The 17,360-nt window shown below is 64.4% G+C and carries 15 protein-coding genes; 11 read left to right on the top strand and 4 right to left on the bottom strand.

Going from position 1 to position 17,360, the window contains the following annotated elements; genetic code table 11:
• Positions 1-684 precede the first annotated feature (684 nt).
• The 4 genes from QXZ85_RS21035 (at position 685) to QXZ85_RS21020 (ending at position 6,971) form a co-directional block, all read left to right on the top strand.
• A complete protein-coding gene (locus QXZ85_RS21035) occupies positions 685-2,073 on the top strand; it encodes an N-acetylmuramoyl-L-alanine amidase (RefSeq protein WP_316174795.1) in 1,389 nt (462 codons plus the stop codon).
• Positions 2,074-2,324: 251 nt separating this feature from the next.
• On the top strand, positions 2,325-4,829 hold the full coding sequence (locus QXZ85_RS21030) for a penicillin-binding protein 1A (RefSeq protein WP_316174829.1): 2,505 nt from the start codon (positions 2,325-2,327) through the stop codon (positions 4,827-4,829).
• Positions 4,830-4,957: 128 nt separating this feature from the next.
• Positions 4,958-6,092, top strand: a protein-coding gene (gene prfB, locus QXZ85_RS21025) for a peptide chain release factor 2 (protein ID WP_315703732.1) whose coding sequence is annotated in 2 segments (ribosomal slippage) — positions 4,958-5,026 and positions 5,028-6,092 — 1,134 coding nt in all. Because the reading frame shifts where the segments join, the coding sequence is not laid out codon by codon here.
• Positions 6,093-6,095: 3 nt separating this feature from the next.
• Positions 6,096-6,971, top strand: a complete 876-nt coding sequence (locus QXZ85_RS21020) for an NAD(P)-dependent oxidoreductase (RefSeq protein WP_316174793.1) — start codon at positions 6,096-6,098, stop codon at positions 6,969-6,971.
• Here QXZ85_RS21020 and QXZ85_RS21015 read toward each other — a convergent pair.
• The 3 genes from QXZ85_RS21015 to QXZ85_RS21005 form a co-directional block, all read right to left on the bottom strand.
• Positions 6,968-9,115: a carbamoyltransferase C-terminal domain-containing protein gene (locus QXZ85_RS21015; protein WP_315764925.1), complete on the bottom strand. Its 2,148-nt coding sequence runs from the start codon at positions 9,113-9,115 to the stop codon at positions 6,968-6,970. The genes QXZ85_RS21020 and QXZ85_RS21015 overlap by 4 nt on opposite strands.
• Before the next feature lie 19 nt (positions 9,116-9,134).
• Complete coding sequence (gene upp / locus QXZ85_RS21010; RefSeq protein WP_315703734.1) at positions 9,135-9,770, bottom strand: uracil phosphoribosyltransferase; 636 nt, start codon at positions 9,768-9,770, stop codon at positions 9,135-9,137.
• Between the two features lie 96 nt (positions 9,771-9,866).
• Positions 9,867-11,594, bottom strand: coding sequence for a cation:proton antiporter (locus QXZ85_RS21005; protein ID WP_316174791.1), 1,728 nt, complete (start codon positions 11,592-11,594; stop codon positions 9,867-9,869).
• Between the two features lie 64 nt (positions 11,595-11,658).
• Between QXZ85_RS21005 and QXZ85_RS21000 the strand changes: the two genes are divergently transcribed.
• Positions 11,659-12,177 carry a DUF3124 domain-containing protein gene (locus QXZ85_RS21000; protein WP_315703736.1) on the top strand — a complete coding sequence of 173 codons (519 nt, stop codon included), beginning with the start codon at positions 11,659-11,661 and terminating at the stop codon, positions 12,175-12,177.
• Between the two features lie 23 nt (positions 12,178-12,200).
• On the opposite strand, the gene QXZ85_RS20995 is transcribed toward QXZ85_RS21000, so the two are convergent.
• A complete protein-coding gene (locus QXZ85_RS20995; protein ID WP_316174789.1) occupies positions 12,201-12,395 on the bottom strand; it encodes an SRPBCC domain-containing protein in 195 nt (64 codons plus the stop codon).
• A gap of 815 nt (positions 12,396-13,210) precedes the next feature.
• On the opposite strand from QXZ85_RS20995, the gene QXZ85_RS20990 reads away from it, so the two are divergent.
• From QXZ85_RS20990 to cydX, 6 genes are all read left to right on the top strand, one after another.
• Positions 13,211-13,495 carry a hypothetical protein gene (locus QXZ85_RS20990; RefSeq protein WP_315703738.1) on the top strand — a complete coding sequence of 95 codons (285 nt, stop codon included), beginning with the start codon at positions 13,211-13,213 and terminating at the stop codon, positions 13,493-13,495.
• Between the two features lie 141 nt (positions 13,496-13,636).
• Entirely contained in the window at positions 13,637-13,984 is a 348-nt protein-coding gene (locus QXZ85_RS20985; protein WP_315703739.1) for a DUF2946 family protein, read from the top strand.
• 208 nt (positions 13,985-14,192) lie between these two features.
• Positions 14,193-14,393 (top strand): hypothetical protein, encoded by a 201-nt coding sequence (locus QXZ85_RS20980; RefSeq protein ID WP_315703740.1) that lies wholly within the window; start codon positions 14,193-14,195, stop codon positions 14,391-14,393.
• Positions 14,394-14,407: 14 nt separating this feature from the next.
• Positions 14,408-15,991, top strand: coding sequence for a cytochrome ubiquinol oxidase subunit I (locus QXZ85_RS20975; RefSeq protein WP_315704273.1), 1,584 nt, complete (start codon positions 14,408-14,410; stop codon positions 15,989-15,991).
• Positions 15,992-16,001: 10 nt separating this feature from the next.
• Complete coding sequence (gene cydB / locus QXZ85_RS20970; protein ID WP_315767901.1) at positions 16,002-17,153, top strand: cytochrome d ubiquinol oxidase subunit II; 1,152 nt, start codon at positions 16,002-16,004, stop codon at positions 17,151-17,153.
• On the top strand, positions 17,153-17,275 hold the full coding sequence (gene cydX / locus QXZ85_RS20965) for a cytochrome bd-I oxidase subunit CydX (protein WP_409977487.1): 123 nt from the start codon (positions 17,153-17,155) through the stop codon (positions 17,273-17,275). The genes cydB and cydX overlap by 1 nt, the downstream gene beginning before the upstream one ends.
• Positions 17,276-17,360: the final 85 nt, after the last annotated feature.

Below are 17,360 nucleotides of genomic sequence, written 5' to 3'. Positions count from 1 at the left end.
CTGTCGGATGACGCGACGGTCCACCTGATTCGGGGGTGAGGGGAAGACCTAAACGCCTGACGTTGCGCTGTGCCGAAGCCGGAACCTGCGGAGTAGTCCGCCGAACGAGGACTTGGCCTCGGATCGGAGCGGCTGTTCCGCTGGTCTTGGTCGGCAATACAGTATGGCGCATCAAGCGTCGGCCCGTCTGAACACGTGGGCGGCATTGGGTGCCGCCGGTCTCCTGCTGAAGGCCAGATTGCGCCGAAACGCTTGCCTTGGAATTCGATACCGACCCCGTCCGGGGCACAATATCGGGCTATGCCGTGTCTGGCGCAGCACCTCGGGCGGCTCGAGAATGAGTGGCCCTGGGAACCGGCCCCGCTCGGGCTTGTCACCGGCCCCGACTGAACCGCGCGGGACGCGCTGGCTCCGAAGAGGAACGGAAGGTCGCTGGAAGCTTCGCGGATTTCGATCAAGTCGAATACGAAGGCTCCGGCGTTGCACCGGGAGGCTGAACGCGACACAACCGGCAGTAAGTATATGGGTCTTCAGCCCCTTGTTCTTACGTGGATTATCGAGTGGGTGCAAGGGAAGCCGTCGCTGGTCCGCAACAATCGCCTCAATTTAAGGGAAATGACAGAAGTAGCGATTTAACCCTGTGGTTTGATTGCGCTAAAGAGATCGCGCGGAGGCACGGAATCGTTGGCTGACCGGGCAAATCAATCCTTTTGGCTGGGATGCGCATTGCTGTGCGTCACGGAAACGTTATGTGCTGTGCCTACCCGGGTACAGGCGCAGACGGCTGTGCCGCCCATGCAAGCGGCTCTGCCGGCTGCCCAGGCTCCGGCCTTTCCGATCGTTTCGGACGCCCGTTTGGCGGGCGATTCCCGGCAGACGCGGTTCGTGCTCGATTTGGACAAGGCGGTTCCGTTTCGAGCCTTTGTGCTCGGCGACCCTTATAGGGTCGTGGTCGATCTCCCTCAGGTCAGTTTCCATCTTCCGACCGGTTCGGGTACCGCCGGCCGCGGTCTGATCAAGGCATTTCGGTATGGCTTGGTCCTGCCGGGGGGCTCGCGCATCGTCTTCGATCTTACCGGTCCGGCCCGAATCGCCAATGCGTCCGTGCTTGATTCGGCGAACGGACAGCCGGCGCGGCTGGTGCTGGAACTGGAGGAAGTCGATCAGGCCAGTTTCGCACAGTTGATCGGGACTGAAAGCCGCTCGCAGCCGAGGGCGAATGTCGCGGATGCGGGCGCAACCGCCACCGCACTGCCGCCCGGCACTCCGCCCGCAATTCAGGCCCCTGCGGCCACGACGCCGGCCGCGCCGCCCGGACCTCCCGCGCCGCCCGATGGCAGGCCCGTCGTCGTGATCGATCCCGGCCACGGCGGCATCGATAACGGGACCCAGACCGGCGAAGTCCCGGAGAAGAACCTGGTGCTGGCTTTCGCCCAGGCGCTCCGCGATCGGCTGGAGAAGACCGGCAAATACCGTGTGGTCATGACCCGCGACGATGACACCTTCATTCCGCTAGGGGACCGGGTACGCATCGCGCAGAAGCAATCGGCCGACCTGTTCGTCTCGATTCACGCCGATGCGCTGCCCCGCGGCGAAGGTGATGCGCAGGGCGCCACGATCTACACGCTATCCGACAAGGCCTCGGACGCCGAAGCCGAGCGGCTGGCGGAAGATGAAAACCGCGCGGATGCCATCGGCGGCGTCAATCTGACCGAGGAGCCGACGGATGTCGCGGACATCCTGATAGATCTGGCTCGGCGTGAAACCCGAACCTTTTCCAACCGTTTCGCCCGCCTTTTGATGAATGACATGAAAACTGCGGTGCATATGCATAAGAGGCCACTCAAATCCGCAGGGTTCCGAGTGCTCAAGGCGCCCGACGTGCCCTCTGTGCTGGTCGAGCTCGGTTATGTCTCCAACAAGAGCGACATGGGCAATCTGATCTCCGAAAGCTGGCGTTCCCGCACCGCTGACGCGATGGCCCGCGCGGTCGATTCGTTCCTGGCCAAGCGCATCGCCACCGCGGCCGGGCCGCGTCCTGAGACCAAGACGCCCGCCCGGGCAAAGCCCTAGTTTGGCCACAGCCGCCGCCCTATAAGCGTACCGCGAGGCAGTGGGAATCGAGAAAGATTCAGCCGCGTGGCAGCACTGCAGCGAATGCCAGATCCGCCACGCTGGCGAACTTATGGTAGGCTTGCCCGTGCAAGGTTCCTGAACGCGGCTCATGCGGCATCATTGCCGCCGAATGATTCTGACCAAGGCGCCCTTGGAGGAGCTGCATGTTCGAGCCGAGAGTCGAACGAGAGTTGAAACGGATATTGCCGATGCGCTTTCTGGTGCGGTTTTTGGGCTTCCTGTTCGCCGCCGGGACAGTCGTTTTTCTGGTGGGAGTGGCCGCGGTCGCCGGACTGATTTGGCATTTTTCCAAGGACCTGCCGGATTATTCGCAGCTCCAGGATTACGAGCCGCCGGTCATGACGCGTGTCCATGCCGTGGATGGTTCGCTGGTCGGCGAATACGCGAAGGAGCGCCGGCTCTATCTGCCGATCCAGGCGGTTCCCAAGCTGGTCATCAACGCGTTCCTCGCCGCCGAGGACAAGAATTTCTATGAGCATGGCGGCATCGACTTCACCGGCATGGCGCGCGCCGCTGTCGTCTACGCCCAGAATTTTGGCTCGAACCGCCGTCCCCAGGGCGCCTCCACCATCACTCAGCAGGTCGCCAAGAACTTCCTCCTGACCAACGAGGTCTCGTTCACCCGCAAGATCAAGGAAGCGCTGCTGGCGATGCGCATCGAGCGCACCTATTCCAAGGACAAGATCCTCGAGCTGTATCTGAACGAGATCTACCTGGGGTCGGGTGCCTATGGCGTGGCGGCTGCGTCGCTCGTCTATTTCGACAAGTCGGTCAACGAACTCACCGTCGCCGAGGCGGCCTATCTGGCGGCTCTGCCGAAGATGCCGGGCAGCCTGCATCCGATCCGGAACCATGATCGCGCGATCGAGCGTCGCAACTACGTGATCGATCGCCTCCTCGAGAATGGTTGGATCAAACAGGCCGACGCCGACAAGGCGCGCAAGGATCCGCTGACGATTGCCAGCCGCAACACCGGCGCCCACATCTTTGCCGGCGAATATTTCGCCGAGGAGGTCCGTCGCGACATCTTCGAGCGCTATGGCGAGAAGAAGCTCTACGAGGGTGGGCTGTCGGTGCGCACCACGCTGGATCCAAAGGTCCAGGTCATGGCGCGCAAGGCGATGGTCGCAGGCCTCGTCAAATATGACCAGGAGCAGGGCTGGCGTGGCCCGGTCAGCAAGATCGACATCTCCGGCGATTGGGGGGTGAAGCTCGCCGACATCAAGTCGCTCGCGGATATTTCGCCGTGGCGGATGGCGGTGGTGCTGGAGACCAGCGACCAATCGGCGCGAATCGGCTTTCAGCCTGGCCGCGAACTCGGTGGCGCCGTCAGCAAGGAACGGCAGACCGGGCTGATCACGCTCGATGGCGTGAGGTGGGCACGCGCGGCATCCGGCACGCGCAGGACGCCGACCGCGGTCACGCAGGTGTTGCAGCCCGGCGACGTGATCTACGCCGATCCACTCTACAAGGAAGGCAATCCGGTCGAGGGGCAGTACCGCCTGGAGCAGCTGCCAGAGGTATCCGGCGCGATGGTCGTCATGGATCCGAACACCGGTCGCGTGCTGGCGATGGTCGGCGGCTTCTCTTTTGACCAGAGCCAGTTCAACCGTGCGACCCAGGCCTATCGGCAGCCCGGTTCGTCGTTCAAGCCGATCGTCTATTCGGCGGCACTCGACAACGGCTACACGCCGTCGACGCAAGTGGTCGACGCGCCGATCGAAATCGATCAGGGGCAGGGGGCCGGGATCTGGCGGCCGGAGAATTTCTCGTCCGGCAAGTATCTCGGACCGACGACCCTGCGCAATGCGCTCCGGCTGTCCTTGAACACGGTGACCGTGCGGCTGGCGCAGGACATCGGCATGCCGCTGATCTCCGAATATGCCAAGCGCTTCGGCGTCTATGACGAGCTGCCGAACTATCTATCCTATGCGCTCGGCGCGGGCGAGACGACCGCGATGCGGATGGTGACGGCCTATTCGATGATCGCCAATGGCGGCCGTCGCGTGAAGCCGACCCTGATCGACCGTATCCAGGATCGTTACGGGCACACCATCTTCAAGCACGATACCCGGGAATGCCGCGGCTGCGACGCGCCGGACGGCTGGCACAATCAGCCCGAGCCGCAGCTCGTCGACCGGCGCGAGCAGGTGCTGGACACCATGACCGCCTACCAGATCACCTCGATGCTGGAGGGCGTGGTCAACGCCGGTACCGCTACGGCCCTCAAGGAGGTCGGTAAGCCGATCGCCGGCAAGACCGGTACCACAAACGAGGCCAAGGATGCCTGGTTCGTCGGCTTCTCGCCGGACCTCGCAGTCGCAATCTATATGGGCTACGACAAGCCGCGCCCGCTCGGTCGGGGCAATGCCGCAACGGGCGGCCATCTGGCGGCACCGATTGCGCGCGACTTCATGAAGCTCGCGCTCGCCGACAAGCCTGCGACACCGTTCAAGATCCCTGCGGGCATCAAGCTCGTCCGCGTCGATTCCAAGACTGGTATGCGCGCAGGCCCGGGCGACACCGGCCGCACCATCATGGAAGCGTTCAAGCCGGGTACGGCGCCGCCGGATAACTATTCGGTCATCGGCGTCGCCGATGCGGACCAGCGCGGCGGCATGCCGTCTCAGAATGGCGGGCAGCCTGACACCGGCAACTTCTTCATGCGTCCGGGCACGGGCGGGCTGTATTAGCGCGTGTGAAACCCGCCGTTCGGCGGCGCACGGAGATTGCGCTTTGCGCCGCGCACCGCTACATCCCCACAAGAATTGTTGCTGCGCCTCTCGGATATCCCGTGGAGGTGCAGCTTGAAGAGAGCGATATGCGCGCTGAAATCGAGAAAATTGTAGAAGAGATCAAGCAGTCGGTCGGGCTGCTGAGGAGGCATCTTTGACGTCGAAACATCGACGGCAAGGCTGGCTGAGCTGAACAAGCTCGCCGAAGATCCCAATCTCTGGAACGATCCGCAGAAGGCCCAGAAGCTGATGCAGGAGCGCACCTCGCTGGAGGACGCGCTGAACGGTATCGGCAAGGTGGAGCGCGACCTGAAGGACAACGTCGACATGATCGAGCTCGGCGAGGCCGAGAATGATGACGGCGTCGTCGCGGAGGCCGAGGCGGCGTTGAAGGCGCTGAAGAAGGAAGTGGCGCGGCGGGAACTCGAAGCGCTGCTGTCCGGCGAGGCCGACCGCTTCGACACCTATCTCGAAGTTCATGCCGGCGCCGGCGGTACCGAAAGCCAGGACTGGGCGCAGATGCTGCTGCGCATGTACGCGCGCTGGGCCGAGAAGCACGGCTTCAAGATCGAGTATCTGGAAGAATCGCCCGGTGAAGAGGCCGGAATCAAATCCGCCACCATCCAGATCTCCGGCCATAACGCCTATGGCTGGTTGAAGACGGAAGCCGGCGTGCACCGGCTGGTTCGAATCTCGCCGTTCGATTCGAACGCGCGGCGGCATACCTCGTTCTCGTCGGTGCAGATCTTTCCGGTCATCGATGACAGCATCAAGATCGACATCAAGGAATCCGACGTCCGCACCGACACCATGCGGTCCGGCGGTGCTGGTGGCCAGCACGTCAACAAGACCGAATCGGCGGTGCGGCTGACTCATATTCCGACAGGGGTCGCGGTGGTCTGCCAGGCCGGCCGTTCCCAGCACAAGAACCGCGCCCAGGCGTGGGACATGCTGCGCGCCCGCCTCTACGAGATCGAGCTGAAGAAGCGCGAAGAGAAGGCCGCGGCCGATCAGGCTGCGAAGACCGAGATCGGCTGGGGCCACCAGATCCGCTCCTACGTGCTGCAGCCCTATCAGATGGTGAAGGACCTGCGCACGGGCGTGCAGACCTCTGACACGGCAGGCGTGCTCGACGGCGATCTCGACGAGTTCATGGCCGCGACCCTGGCGCAACGTGCGTTCGGCACCACGCCGGGCGCCGCGGTCGAGGACGTCGACTAGGCAATGCCGCGCGTCGCCTTCATCGGGCTCGGCCGCATGGGTCGTGGCATGGCAGGGCGTTACATCGATGCCGGCTTCGATGTTGCGGTCTGGAATCGCAGCAAGGCCAAGGCAGAGGATCTGATCGCGCGCGGCGCTCGCTGGGCGAGCTCGCCCGCAGACGCCGCGACCGACGTCGATGCGGTCGTGACCATGGTCGCCGATGACGAGGCTTCGCGCTTGGTCTGGCTCGGCTCGAACGGTGCGGCGGCGATGATGAAGCCCGGCACGCTGGCGATCGAGTGCTCCACGGTCTCCTATGACCATGCCCTGCTGCTGTCGCGAGACCTGAATGGGCGCGGTGCAATCTATATCGACTGCCCGGTGACGGGGCTGCCGGATGCGGCCGCCAGCGGCAAGCTGACCTTGCTGGTGGGCGCCGATGCCGTTGCTCTCGACCGAGCCCGGCCGTTTCTCGCGCCGATCGGATCGACGATCCGGCATTTCGGCCCGGTGGGCTCCGGCACGGTCTACAAGCTCATCAACAATCTGATGGGGGCGATCCAGATTGCGGGCCTTGCCGAAGGGCTTGCGATCGCCGAACAGGCCGGCCTCGACATGAAGCTTGTGCTCGAGGCTGTTCAGAGCGGCGTGACTGCGAGTCCGCAGGTCCTCCGCCATGCGCCGCGAATGATAGCGCGGGACTTTTCCGACGCGACCTTCACCGCTGCGCTTCGTCACAAGGATGCCGCCTACGCGTTGCAGCTCGCCGAGCAGCTGCTGCGCGAACCGCCACTCGTAACGCGGGCCGCGGTGGAGGCCTACGCGTACGCGACTGCGGAGATGCCCGACGACGACGAAGGCCGCATGATCGAACTCATTTCGCAGCCGAAGGCCTAACGGCGCGGACATCGAGCTCTCCACCGCGCATACCAATCCGAGAACCGGCCTCCGTCGCGTTCGCCGCCGTGGCGGACGGCGAAGGTGGTGCCATCGCTCGCCACCATGATCACGGCATCCAGCCCTTTGGCGCGGCGCAAGGTCTCGACCGCCTGTTGCGGCGTCTGCGCGATCGGGCCCGCGACGTTGAAAGACGTGTTGACGGACATCTCGACGCCGGCATGGCGCCCCATTGCCTTCAGATAGGCGTAGGTCAGCGGATCGTCGCGCTCGCGCACGATCTGGATGCGTCCGGTACCGTCGGCATGGATCACAGCCGGGATATTCTCGCGCGCCTTTGGTTTCGCATGCGCCGTCAGCACCATGTAGTTGTAGGCATTGTAGTCGGCGTCCGCGCAGCCGTCCTCGAGCACGAAATGGTCGCGCGCGGCCTCCAGCGTCGCCATCGGTGCCAAGGGGCGGATGGCCTCGCGATACTTGACCCGTGCATTGAGCCGCTCACGGGCGTCGGGATCGCAGGGATTGGCGAGGATCGAGCGGTGGCCGAGCGCGCGCGGACCGGTCTCGCCGGCGCCCTGGTAGAGCGCGATGACGCCGCCCTGTGCGACCACGAAAGCCATGAGGTCGGCCACCGCTGCGCGGCCGTCCGGCGTTGCGACTTCGCCGATCTCTTCCGCTGTGACGTTATCGGCGCGAAGGGCGGCTTCGATCTCCGCGCGGGCCGGCGGCAGGCCGCAATAGAAAGCATGGCTGAGCGCTGCGCCGCGCGGCGCGCCCGCCAGATGCGCAAACAGCCAAGCGGCCCCGATCGGCACGCCGGGATCGCCGGGCACCGGCGGCACCCACAGATGGAGCCGCGCTTCGCGACCTTGTGCCGTCGCGAACCACACCGCATCGAAATGTTCGAGCAGCCGCATATTGCCGACCGCGTTCAGTGCGACGCCGCCGGTCAGGATCAGCCGATGGGCGCCGGTCGTTCGCAACAGGTGATCCACGACGTGGACCATCGCATCCTCGAACACGAGCTGCGTGGCGGCAGCCTTGTCGAGCCGCTCTTGCGTATCGGCGCGGTGCTGGATGTCCTCGACGCGCAGCACGGCATCCGGATTCCACAGCTGCGACGGCTTCAGCGGCTCACCGAGGATCTCCGTCAGGGCAGGGTGATAGGGCGCTTCGAACGGCGAGGCGTACCAGCTGGCGAGCGCGCGGTTGAGCCTGATCTCGCCGCCATCTGCCAGCACCAGCACGTCCCTGAGCCGCTGATAGTAACGATTGCTGGCGCGATCCATGTTGCCCCAGGCGGCAGCGCCCATGTAGCGGCCCTCGCAGGAGAGCCAGGTCCAGCCGCCCTGGGTCGAGGCGATCACGCTGTAGAAGGCGCCGAGCGAGTCGAACACGCTGTCATTGCTATAGAGCTTTCGCATCGTGCCGGCCCGCCCCTCATAGAGCGAGACTGAGCCGCGATCACCGGTGCCGTCGAGCACAGCGATGGCGACCGGATCGTCGTCGGCGGCAAAGGGCGAAGCGGCATAGGAGAACCAGGCGTGGTTGTCATGATGCGGCATCATGATCAGCGGCACGCGTTCGCCAAGGCCGAGCTGCTTGGCCAGGATCTTGGGCGTGCGTGTCATCTGGTCCATGCGGCGGGCGTCGAAACCGGCGGCTTCGGTGGTGCGGAGCAGACCCAAGCTCTGCGGTGCTTCTTCCAGAATGGTGCGGGCCAGGGTGCCGGCGAGCGCCGGATAATCCCACGTCGTCAGCCAGGCGAAGATGTCGGAGACGTCGCGGCCCATGCCGCGCAGCGCCGCGATCATGGCGTCGATCGATGCGCGCGGATATTCGCTGGTGTGCTTGTTGCCGGAGAAGCGCTCCTCCTCGTTGTTGAGGATCAGCCGCGGGCCGTTCGCCTGTGTGACCTCCACGAGCGCGACGCCGGAATTGTGTGTCCCGGCCGGCCCGAGGCCAGCGAGATAAAGCGTCTCGCCGCGCGTAAGCCGCTCGTGCGCCTCGGCAAGACGGGCCTCCGCGAAGGCCGAGCCGAGCCGGTGGAAGCCGGCCCGGGCGAACAATCTCGTGGCCAGCCATTCCGCTGCGTGTCCCGCAGCGGCACCGAGCCGTGGATGCTTCGGCCCGATCCGCCGCATCACGGGCACGCGGGTCGGCTCATTTGGTGCCGAACATGCGGTCGCCGGCGTCGCCGAGACCGGGCACGATATAGGCGTGGTCGTTCAGTCTCTCGTCGATCGCCGCGGTCCAGATCGGGATATCCGGGTGCTCGCTCTGAAACTGCGCGATGCCTTCGGGCGCGGCGAGCAGGCAGACGAAGCGGATGTCGCGCGCCCCACGCGATTTCAGCAGCGCCGCCGCGGCGCAGGCGGAATTGCCGGTCGCCAGCATCGGGTCCATCAGGATCACCGTGCGGTCGGAGAGGTCCTGCGGCGCCTTGAAGTAGTATTCCACCGCTTCCAGCGTCTTGGGATCGCGATAGAGCCCGATATGGGCGACGCGCGCCGACGGCAGCAGCGCCAGCATGCCGTCGAGGAAGCCGACCCCGGCGCGCAGGATCGGCGCCAGCGTCAATTTCTTGCCCGCGATCTTCGGCGCCTTCATCGGCGCGAGCGGCGTTTCGATGTCGACCAGCTCCAGCGGCAGGTCGCGCGTCACCTCGTAGGCCAGCAGCATGCCGATCTCGTTCAGGAGCTCGCGGAAGCCCTTCGTCGAGCGGTCGCGCTCGCGCATCAAGGAGAGCTTGTGCTGGACCAGCGGGTGATCGACGACGTGGAGATTGGCGGCTGTCATGGAATATGACTTACCGGCTTTCGCGCAAGTGCGCCAGCGGCGTGGCTGCGGCTGAAATCAGCGTGCCGCTACCGGGGCAAATCCCGCCCAACCGCGTCACGGCAGCACCTCGCTTCGGCCTTCGAGCAGCGCCTCGGTCTCGCGGCGGCGATCCGCCAGCAGGCCCGCGCTGGCCGCCTCGATCAGGTTGAGCAGCACCTGCGCGTCGTTCAGGCGCGGCAGCGCGACGTAATCGGCGCCGGCGTCGTAGAGGTCGTTGACGTCGGCGAGCAGGTCGGCGGTGGCGACGATCTTGGCGGTCCTGTTGATGCTGCGGACGTGCCGCACCAGCTTCTCGTTGCTCGCGCCTTTGAGCAGCGAGTCCGGCACGCTCAGGATGATCAGCTCGGCCTTGCCGACGCCGGCATGAACCAGCGTGTCGGCATTGCTGATGTCGCCATAGGTCACCTGGATGCCGCGCTCGGACAAGGTCCGGAAGACCAGGGGATTGAAATCGATCACGCCGATCTGCTCGATCAGGGCGGGCTGGTTGCGCTCGATCTCGGCCAGGAGCGCGCTGGCCGTGCGGTAGAAGCCGAGGATCACGATTGGCCGGCCGTTGCCATGGCCGGCTTCGTCGCCCGTCTCATGATCCTGCGCGTGATCCAGATCGCGCAGGCCCAGCCGCTTCAGAAGCGGAATCGTCCGGCGGACGATCGGGTCCGAGCGCACGATCACGAAGGTCGACAGCACGGCGAGCACGACGAAGGCAAACGAGGCCGCGCTCGAGGTCGCGCCGCGCAGATGGCCGGCGGCGACGCCGGTCTGGATGATCACCAGCGAGAACTCGCTGATCTGCGCCAGGTTGAGCGCCGGCAGCAGGCTCGCGCGCAGGCCCTGGCGCATCAGATAGAGCGGGGCAAAGGTCGAGAGCAGCCGACTTGCGACAGTGAACAGCGCAACGACCAGCGCCAGGCCGACGACCGACATGTTGGGAACGGGGATGGTCATGCCGAGCGCGACAAAGAATAGCGTGATGAAGAAGTCGCGCAAGGTGGTCACTTTGGCGGTGACGTCCAGCGCATAAGGGAATGTCGACAGCGACACGCCGGCGACCAGCGAGCCCATCTCGCGCGACAAGTGCAGCCGCTCGGCGATCTCGCCGATCAGGAAGCACCAGGCCAGCGCGCCAAGCAGGATCAGCTCCGGACTGCGGGCGACGCGATGAAACAGCTGCGGCAGCACGTAGCGGCTGAGCAGCAGCGCGATCGCGACGAGCGTTCCAGCGCGCGCGAATGACAGCAGGACCACGCCGATCTGCAAATTGTCGAGGCTCGGCTGCACCGCCAGGAACAGGATCGCGAACACGTCCTGCAGCACCAGAACGCCGAGCGTGATGCGGCCGGGCAGGGTGTCGAGCTCACGCTTCTCGTACAGCACCTTGACGATGATCACCGTCGAGGACAGCGCGCAGGCCACGCTCAAATAAAGCGCATCGTAATGGCCCTCGCCCAGGCCCATGCCGATCGCGATGAAGAACAGGAGTCCAAGCAGGGCGCCGCCGATGATCTGCACGCCGCCGGCGAGCAGGATCACCGGGCCGGCGCGGATGATCTTCTTCAGGTCGATCTCCAGCCCGATCATGAACAGCATGAAGATCAGGCCGAGCTCGGAGATGACGGAGATCGATTCCTGGGACTTGACCCAGCCGGTTCCAAATGGACCAATGACGAAGCCCGCGATCAGATAGGCGAGAATCGACGGCTGCCGCGAAAACTGCGCAGCCAGCCCCAGCCCCCACGCAAACAGGATGCTGAGCGTGATGTCCCCAATCAGTTCTTGCATGAATCCGGCCTCACCGCGGCAAACTAGGCGAGGCCGCATTACGCTGAAATGGACAATATGTCACATGCGCATGAAGCTCTGGCTGATCCTGCTTCTGCTGCCGGCTTCGATGGCTCACGCCCAGACGGCAGATCTGAAGCAGACCTTTGCGGCTTCGCTGACCCAGGTTCCAGCGGAGCCGCAGACCGTATCGGGCGCGCTCTATGTCCCGGTGTATTCCAGCGTGGCGATGACGCCGGGCAAGGTGAACGCCGATTTTTCGGTGACCCTGAGCGTGCATAACGCTTCGGAAGCGATGCCGCTCATCCTCAAGCGCATCAGCTATTTCGGTACGTCCGGAGCGTTGGTGCAGGCCTATCTGCAGGAGCCGATTGCAGTGAAGCCGTTTGCCACCGTCGAGATCTTCATCCCCACCAAGGACGTTCGCGGCGGCACCGGGGCCAACTTCGTGGTCGACTGGGCTGCGACCGGTCCGATCGCCGAGCCCGTGGTCGAGGCCTTGATGATCGGCAGCCTCGGCAGCGGTCATTACGCCTTCATCAGCCAGGGCCGCCCGATTCGCACCGTGGGCGGCGGCCGGTAAGCCGGTTTGGACGAGCAGAGCCATCATTCGACGAAACGCGCCAGGTTCTCCAAAGACGACGCCATGCCGAGCTCGTGGTCCGTGCGGCCGATTCCGATCGGCACGTTTTCGGCAAGGATCGAGACGAGCGTACCGTCCGCCGCCGGCGTAAGCGACCAGGTCATGGTCATCGTGCCCGCGAACTCCGGCCGGTCGGAGACAAAATCGATCGCCTGCACGATCCGCTTTCCCGGCACGAGCTGCAGGAAACGACCCCGGACGACGTCCTGGTGCGAGGAGGATTTGCCCGGAGCGGCAAGCAAAGGTCAAAACAAGCTCGAAGCTGCCGCCTTCACGCACATCGAACTGCCTGATCTCGCCTCTTGCCCCCTCGGGCGGAAGCCAGCGTACCAAGCTCTCCGGCTTGATGAAGGCCTCATAGATCGCATCCTCGCTTGCCCTGATGCATCTGGAGACGCTGTGCCTCCGGTCGATCTGCGAAGCGCCATTCATGAGTTTGCTCCGGGGCTAAGGGCTGAGCTCAAAGGACGAATGAGTACGGCTGCGGCCGACATCGGAGCATGCTTGGTCAAACGTGGCATATCTGCCGGAACTCGATTTGACTGGCGAGCAAGAGCAATATGGGCGTGCAAAAACACGTCCCGCGGCGCCGCGCGCCCGAGTTATAAACGAAGCCCTCGGGGAGAGGGCGCAGGGAATGCCGGGTGAAGGCCTCACCCATGGCCCGCCTGCAGCAAAAAAAGCAGGCGGCAGTCACCACAGGATCAGCCGGATCATCCGGCATTCCCTGCGCGATGGGTTACGACTTATACGCGATCTCCCCGGTGCGCCGGGCTTTTTGGCCACCGTATTGCGACAATGCGCGTTTCCGCGCGTTGCGCAGGCATCAGCGTCGGGATGCCAGGACCACGCGACTTCGCCGTCCGCATCGACAGCCGTTCGTCCAACGGCATCAATGCGTCCACCGCATCCCGCGCTCAACGTCCGTGACGACGCGTACGCCCCTCAGTGAGGCGGGACGGGAAGAGTATACATGATTTCTGAAAAAACGAAAGAGAAATTTGTGGAATTGACCTGCCTTCGTGAGGCACTGGCTTTCCTTGGAGCCAAGCGCTCGTTTGAGCAATCATCGATTGCATGCCGGCGTATGCGCGTCACGCCTCGTGCAGAAGACCCGAGTCGGGGTGTCATGATCGTCGTGACCGGGACTTGCACCTTTGCTCGCGCAACCGATCCGTCCGCTGAACGACAATCTGCACTGCTCTCGCAGCACAGGTGGTTTGATCTTTGTCAAACCGAAGAAAGCCGGGAACTATAGTTTCGGGCTCAAGGGCGAGCGGCTTCCGGAGCGCGCGAATTGAGCGGGCGGTACGACACATCCATTGATCGGAGCCGCGAGACGCAGCGCCAGCAACTGGCGGCGACTGTCTGTGCCATCGCCCTGGCGTTCAACACTCTGTTGAGCATCGTTCTTCCGTTCGGGAGTCCGCGCACGGACTTCGCGGCTCGCGCGCTGATGAACGGCTGGAGCCTGATCTGCTCGGCGGCCGGGCCGATCGTCGTCGATGCCGACGGCCATCGGATCGCCGACGACGGGGCAGGCGAGGCCTCCGTACATGCACCCTCCTGCCTGTTCTGTCTTCCGCTCGCCGACGGTCATGCGGCGCTCGCTGCGGCTGCGGGCCTTCCAGCTCCGCTTCGGCACGCGCTGGCGCTGCATCTGAAGCCTCGCGCGATGGTGGTCGTCGCGACATCAACCGCCTCTCCAGCCTGGCCGCGCGCTCCACCTCAGCTGTCTGTCGGATAGCCCGTCTCGCATTGCCGCCGTCGACGAGGCGACGTCACGTGCGACGGGCCGCGCCATCCCATCGGTAAAGACAAGAGACACGTCTATGTCATCGAACCGCATCTCGGCCAGCGCCGACGCGGAAGCCCAAGCTGTTGTCGTGAGGCAGCGGCGACGGGTTCCACCCTCAGCGAAGGCCCGGTCGCGCCGATCGCCACGCGCCTGGCCCGTGCTCGCCTCCCTGCGCGACTTCGCACTCGCGGGTCTGCGCCCAACAACGCCGCTGCAACGCACGATCGTTGCCGCGCTCGTCCTCAAGCTCCTCGTCGTGCTCTCGATGCAGGCCTTCGTCGCCTTCGACGGGCCACGCACCGCGAGCTCCGACCGCGCGATCGCGCGCGTGATCGGCGTCGAGCAACCTCAACCCTAGAGAAGGCTCTCATGTTGGATCTCGATCCCACGAGTCTCGCCCGACTTCAGTTCGGGCTCACGGCTCTCTATCACTTCCTCTTCGTTCCTCTCACGCTCGGCCTGTCCTTCATCCTCGTGATCATGGAGACGAGCTATGTCATGACCGGCCGCGAGATCTGGCGCGACATGACCAAATTCTGGGGCAAGCTCTTCGGCATCAATTTCGCCATGGGCGTTGCGACCGGAATTACCATGGAGTTCCAGTTCGGTACGAACTGGGCCTACTACTCGCATTATGTCGGCGACATCTTCGGCGCGCCGCTGGCGATCGAAGGCCTAATGGCCTTTTTCCTGGAATCCACCTTTGTCGGGCTGTTCTTCTTCGGCTGGGACCGGATGTCGAAGCTCGGCCATCTCGTAGTGACCTGGCTGGTCGCGATCGGGTCGAACCTGTCGGCACTGTGGATTTTGATCGCCAATGGCTGGATGCAGAATCCGGTCGGTGCCGCGTTCAATCCCGATACGATGCGGATGGAGCTGACATCGTTCTACGATCTGATGTTCAATCCGGTCGCACAATCGAAGTTCGTCCACACGGTGAGCGCCGGTTATGTGTGCGGTTCGATTTTTGTTTTGGCGATCTCATCCTGGTATCTGCTGCGCAAACGCCACATCGCCTTCGCACGGCGCTCCTTCATCGTCGCCGCCTCCTTCGGACTCGCGTCGGCGCTGTCGGTGGTCGTGCTCGGCGACGAAAGCGGTTACACGGTGAGTGAGAACCAGCGCATGAAGCTCGCCGCCATCGAGGCGATGTGGCAGACCGAGCCGACGCCGGCCGCCTTCACGGTCTTCGCCATTCCCGATCAGGAGAGCAGGCAGAACCACTACGAGATCCAGGTGCCGTGGGCACTCGGCCTGATCGCCACACGTTCGCTCGATCAGAAGCTGCTCGGTATCGCCGATCTGGTCCGGGACAACGAGAGGCGCATTCGCGACGGGCTCGTGGCTTATAACGCGCTCGATGCCCTGCGCGCTGACCGGACCAACCAGGCCGCGCGCTCGGAGCTTGCGGCGCATGCCAAGGATCTCGGCTACGCGCTGCTGTTGAAGCGCTATGTCAGCGATCCTCGCAAGGCCGACGAGGCCACCATCGCCAAAGCCGCCTGGAGCACGGTGCCTCATGTCGCACCGCTGTTCTGGTCGTTCCGGGTCATGGTCGCGCTCGGCTTCTACTTCATCGCGCTGCTTGGCGCCGCGTTCTGGTCGGCAAGCGGGCGCAACTTCGAGCGGCGCTGGCTTTTGCGTGCGGCGGTGTGGTCATGGCCGTTGCCGTGGGTCGCCGCAGAACTCGGCTGGATCGTCGCGGAATATGGACGGCAGCCCTGGGCGATCGACGGCGTGCTGCCGACCGGCCTGGCGTCGTCATCGCTATCTCTGCCGCAGGTTCTGTTCACGCTGACAGGCTTCGTCCTGTTCTATTCAACCTTGCTCGTGATCGATGTGATGCTGATGCGCAAATATATCGGCATGGGGCCGGTCAAGGCTCTCGCGCCGCCACCGGCGGCCGCCGCCGAACATCCCGCCGCCGCAGTGTCCGCCGCCACGCCCGCCGAATGAGGCTAGAGTCATGCAAATCCCTCTCGACTACGAACATCTCCGTTTGATCTGGTGGTTGCTGCTCGGCGTGCTGCTGATCGGCTTTGCCATCATGGATGGCTTCGATCTCGGTACGGCCGCTGTGCTGCCCTTCGTGGCCCGAACCGATACCGAGCGGCGCGTCGCGATCAATGCGATCGGGCCGGTCTGGGACGGCAACCAGGTTTGGCTCGTCCTCGGCGGCGGTGCGATCTTCGCTGCCTGGCCGATGGTCTACGCGACGGCGTTTTCCGGCTTTTACGTCGCGATGTTCCTGGTGCTGGCAACGCTGATCCTGCGGCCGGTCGGCTTCGAGTTCCGCAACAAGCTGAAAAGCCCAGGCTGGCGCGCGACCTGGGATTACGCGCTGTTTGCGGGTGGGGTGGTGCCGAGCCTCGTGTTCGGTGTCGCCATCGGCAATCTTCTGGAGGGCGTGCCGTTCAGGATCGACCAGGATCTCCGGGTCTTCTATGAGGGATCAGGGCTGTTCGAGCTGCTCAATCCATTCGGGCTACTGTGCGGACTGGTGTCGCTGTCCATGCTGGCTTCCCATGGGGCCGCCTATCTCGCGCTCAAGACGAGCGGGGAGGTTGCGGCGCGCGCAGGCCGAATCGCAACGATCCTCCCGATCGTGACTGCCGGCTTGTTCGTGCTGGCCGGAGTGTGGATCGCCTTCGGCATTTCCGGCTTTGCCATCACGGGCGATGCTGCGGTCGCAGGTCCGTCCAATCCGCTGCTCAAGGCCGTCGTGATGCTACCCGGTCAGTGGTTGGCGAACTATGCGGCCCATCCCTGGATGCAGGCAGCGCCGGGGCTCGGCGTCGCCGGCGCGCTCGGCTTGGCGGTGGCAAGCCGGGCGGGCCTGCGGCTGACTGCGTTTCTCGCCAGCGCGATTTCGATCTTCGGCATCGTCAGCACGGCCGGCGTCAGCATGTTCCCATTCCTGATGCCGTCCTCGATCGAGCCGAAGGCGAGTCTCACGGTGTGGGATGCGTCATCCAGCCAGCTCACCCTGTTCGTGATGCTGCTGGCAACCCTGATCTTCATGCCGATCATTCTGGCCTACACGGCCTTCGTCTACCGGGTCCTGCGCGGCCCCGTGACGGCCGCGCAGGTCGAGGCCGATGGGCACAAGCTCTACTGATGGAGGATGTCACGATGTGGTACTTCACCTGGATTCTCGGTGTCAGTCTCGCGGTCGGTTTCGGCGTGCTGAACGCGCTATGGCATGAGATGCATCTGCCTGACGCACCGCTATCGGAGTGAGCCCTCGTCAGGGCGGAGCCACGGGTTCCGGGGCGTCCCCCCCGGAATCCTGCTTTCGGGGCGCATGAACGAGGCGAATCGCGCA

This window comes from Bradyrhizobium sp. SZCCHNGR1005, assembly GCF_032489995.1.
In the GTDB taxonomy this organism is placed as follows: Bacteria; Pseudomonadota; Alphaproteobacteria; order Rhizobiales; family Xanthobacteraceae; genus Bradyrhizobium.
The sequence above is the reverse complement of the archived record's forward strand: the minus strand, read 5'-3'. Positions and strand labels throughout refer to the sequence as shown.

Bases quoted from the DNA above. Each gene is read 5' to 3' on its own strand.
- QXZ85_RS21030 (WP_316174829.1), top strand. From the start codon at position 2,325: ATGCGCTTTCTGGTGCGGTTTTTGGGCTTCCTGTTCGCCGCCGGGACA.
- QXZ85_RS21020 (WP_316174793.1), top strand. From the start codon at position 6,096: ATGCCGCGCGTCGCCTTCATCGGGCTCGGCCGCATGGGTCGTGGCATG.
- QXZ85_RS21015 (WP_315764925.1), bottom strand. From the start codon at position 9,115: ATGCGGCGGATCGGGCCGAAGCATCCACGGCTCGGTGCCGCTGCGGGA.
- upp (WP_315703734.1), bottom strand. From the start codon at position 9,770: ATGACAGCCGCCAATCTCCACGTCGTCGATCACCCGCTGGTCCAGCAC.
- QXZ85_RS21005 (WP_316174791.1), bottom strand. From the start codon at position 11,594: ATGCAAGAACTGATTGGGGACATCACGCTCAGCATCCTGTTTGCGTGG.
- QXZ85_RS21000 (WP_315703736.1), top strand. From the start codon at position 11,659: ATGCGCATGAAGCTCTGGCTGATCCTGCTTCTGCTGCCGGCTTCGATG.
- QXZ85_RS20990 (WP_315703738.1), top strand. From the start codon at position 13,211: ATGATTTCTGAAAAAACGAAAGAGAAATTTGTGGAATTGACCTGCCTT.
- cydB (WP_315767901.1), top strand. From the start codon at position 16,002: ATGCAAATCCCTCTCGACTACGAACATCTCCGTTTGATCTGGTGGTTG.
- cydX (WP_409977487.1), top strand. From the start codon at position 17,153: ATGGAGGATGTCACGATGTGGTACTTCACCTGGATTCTCGGTGTCAGT.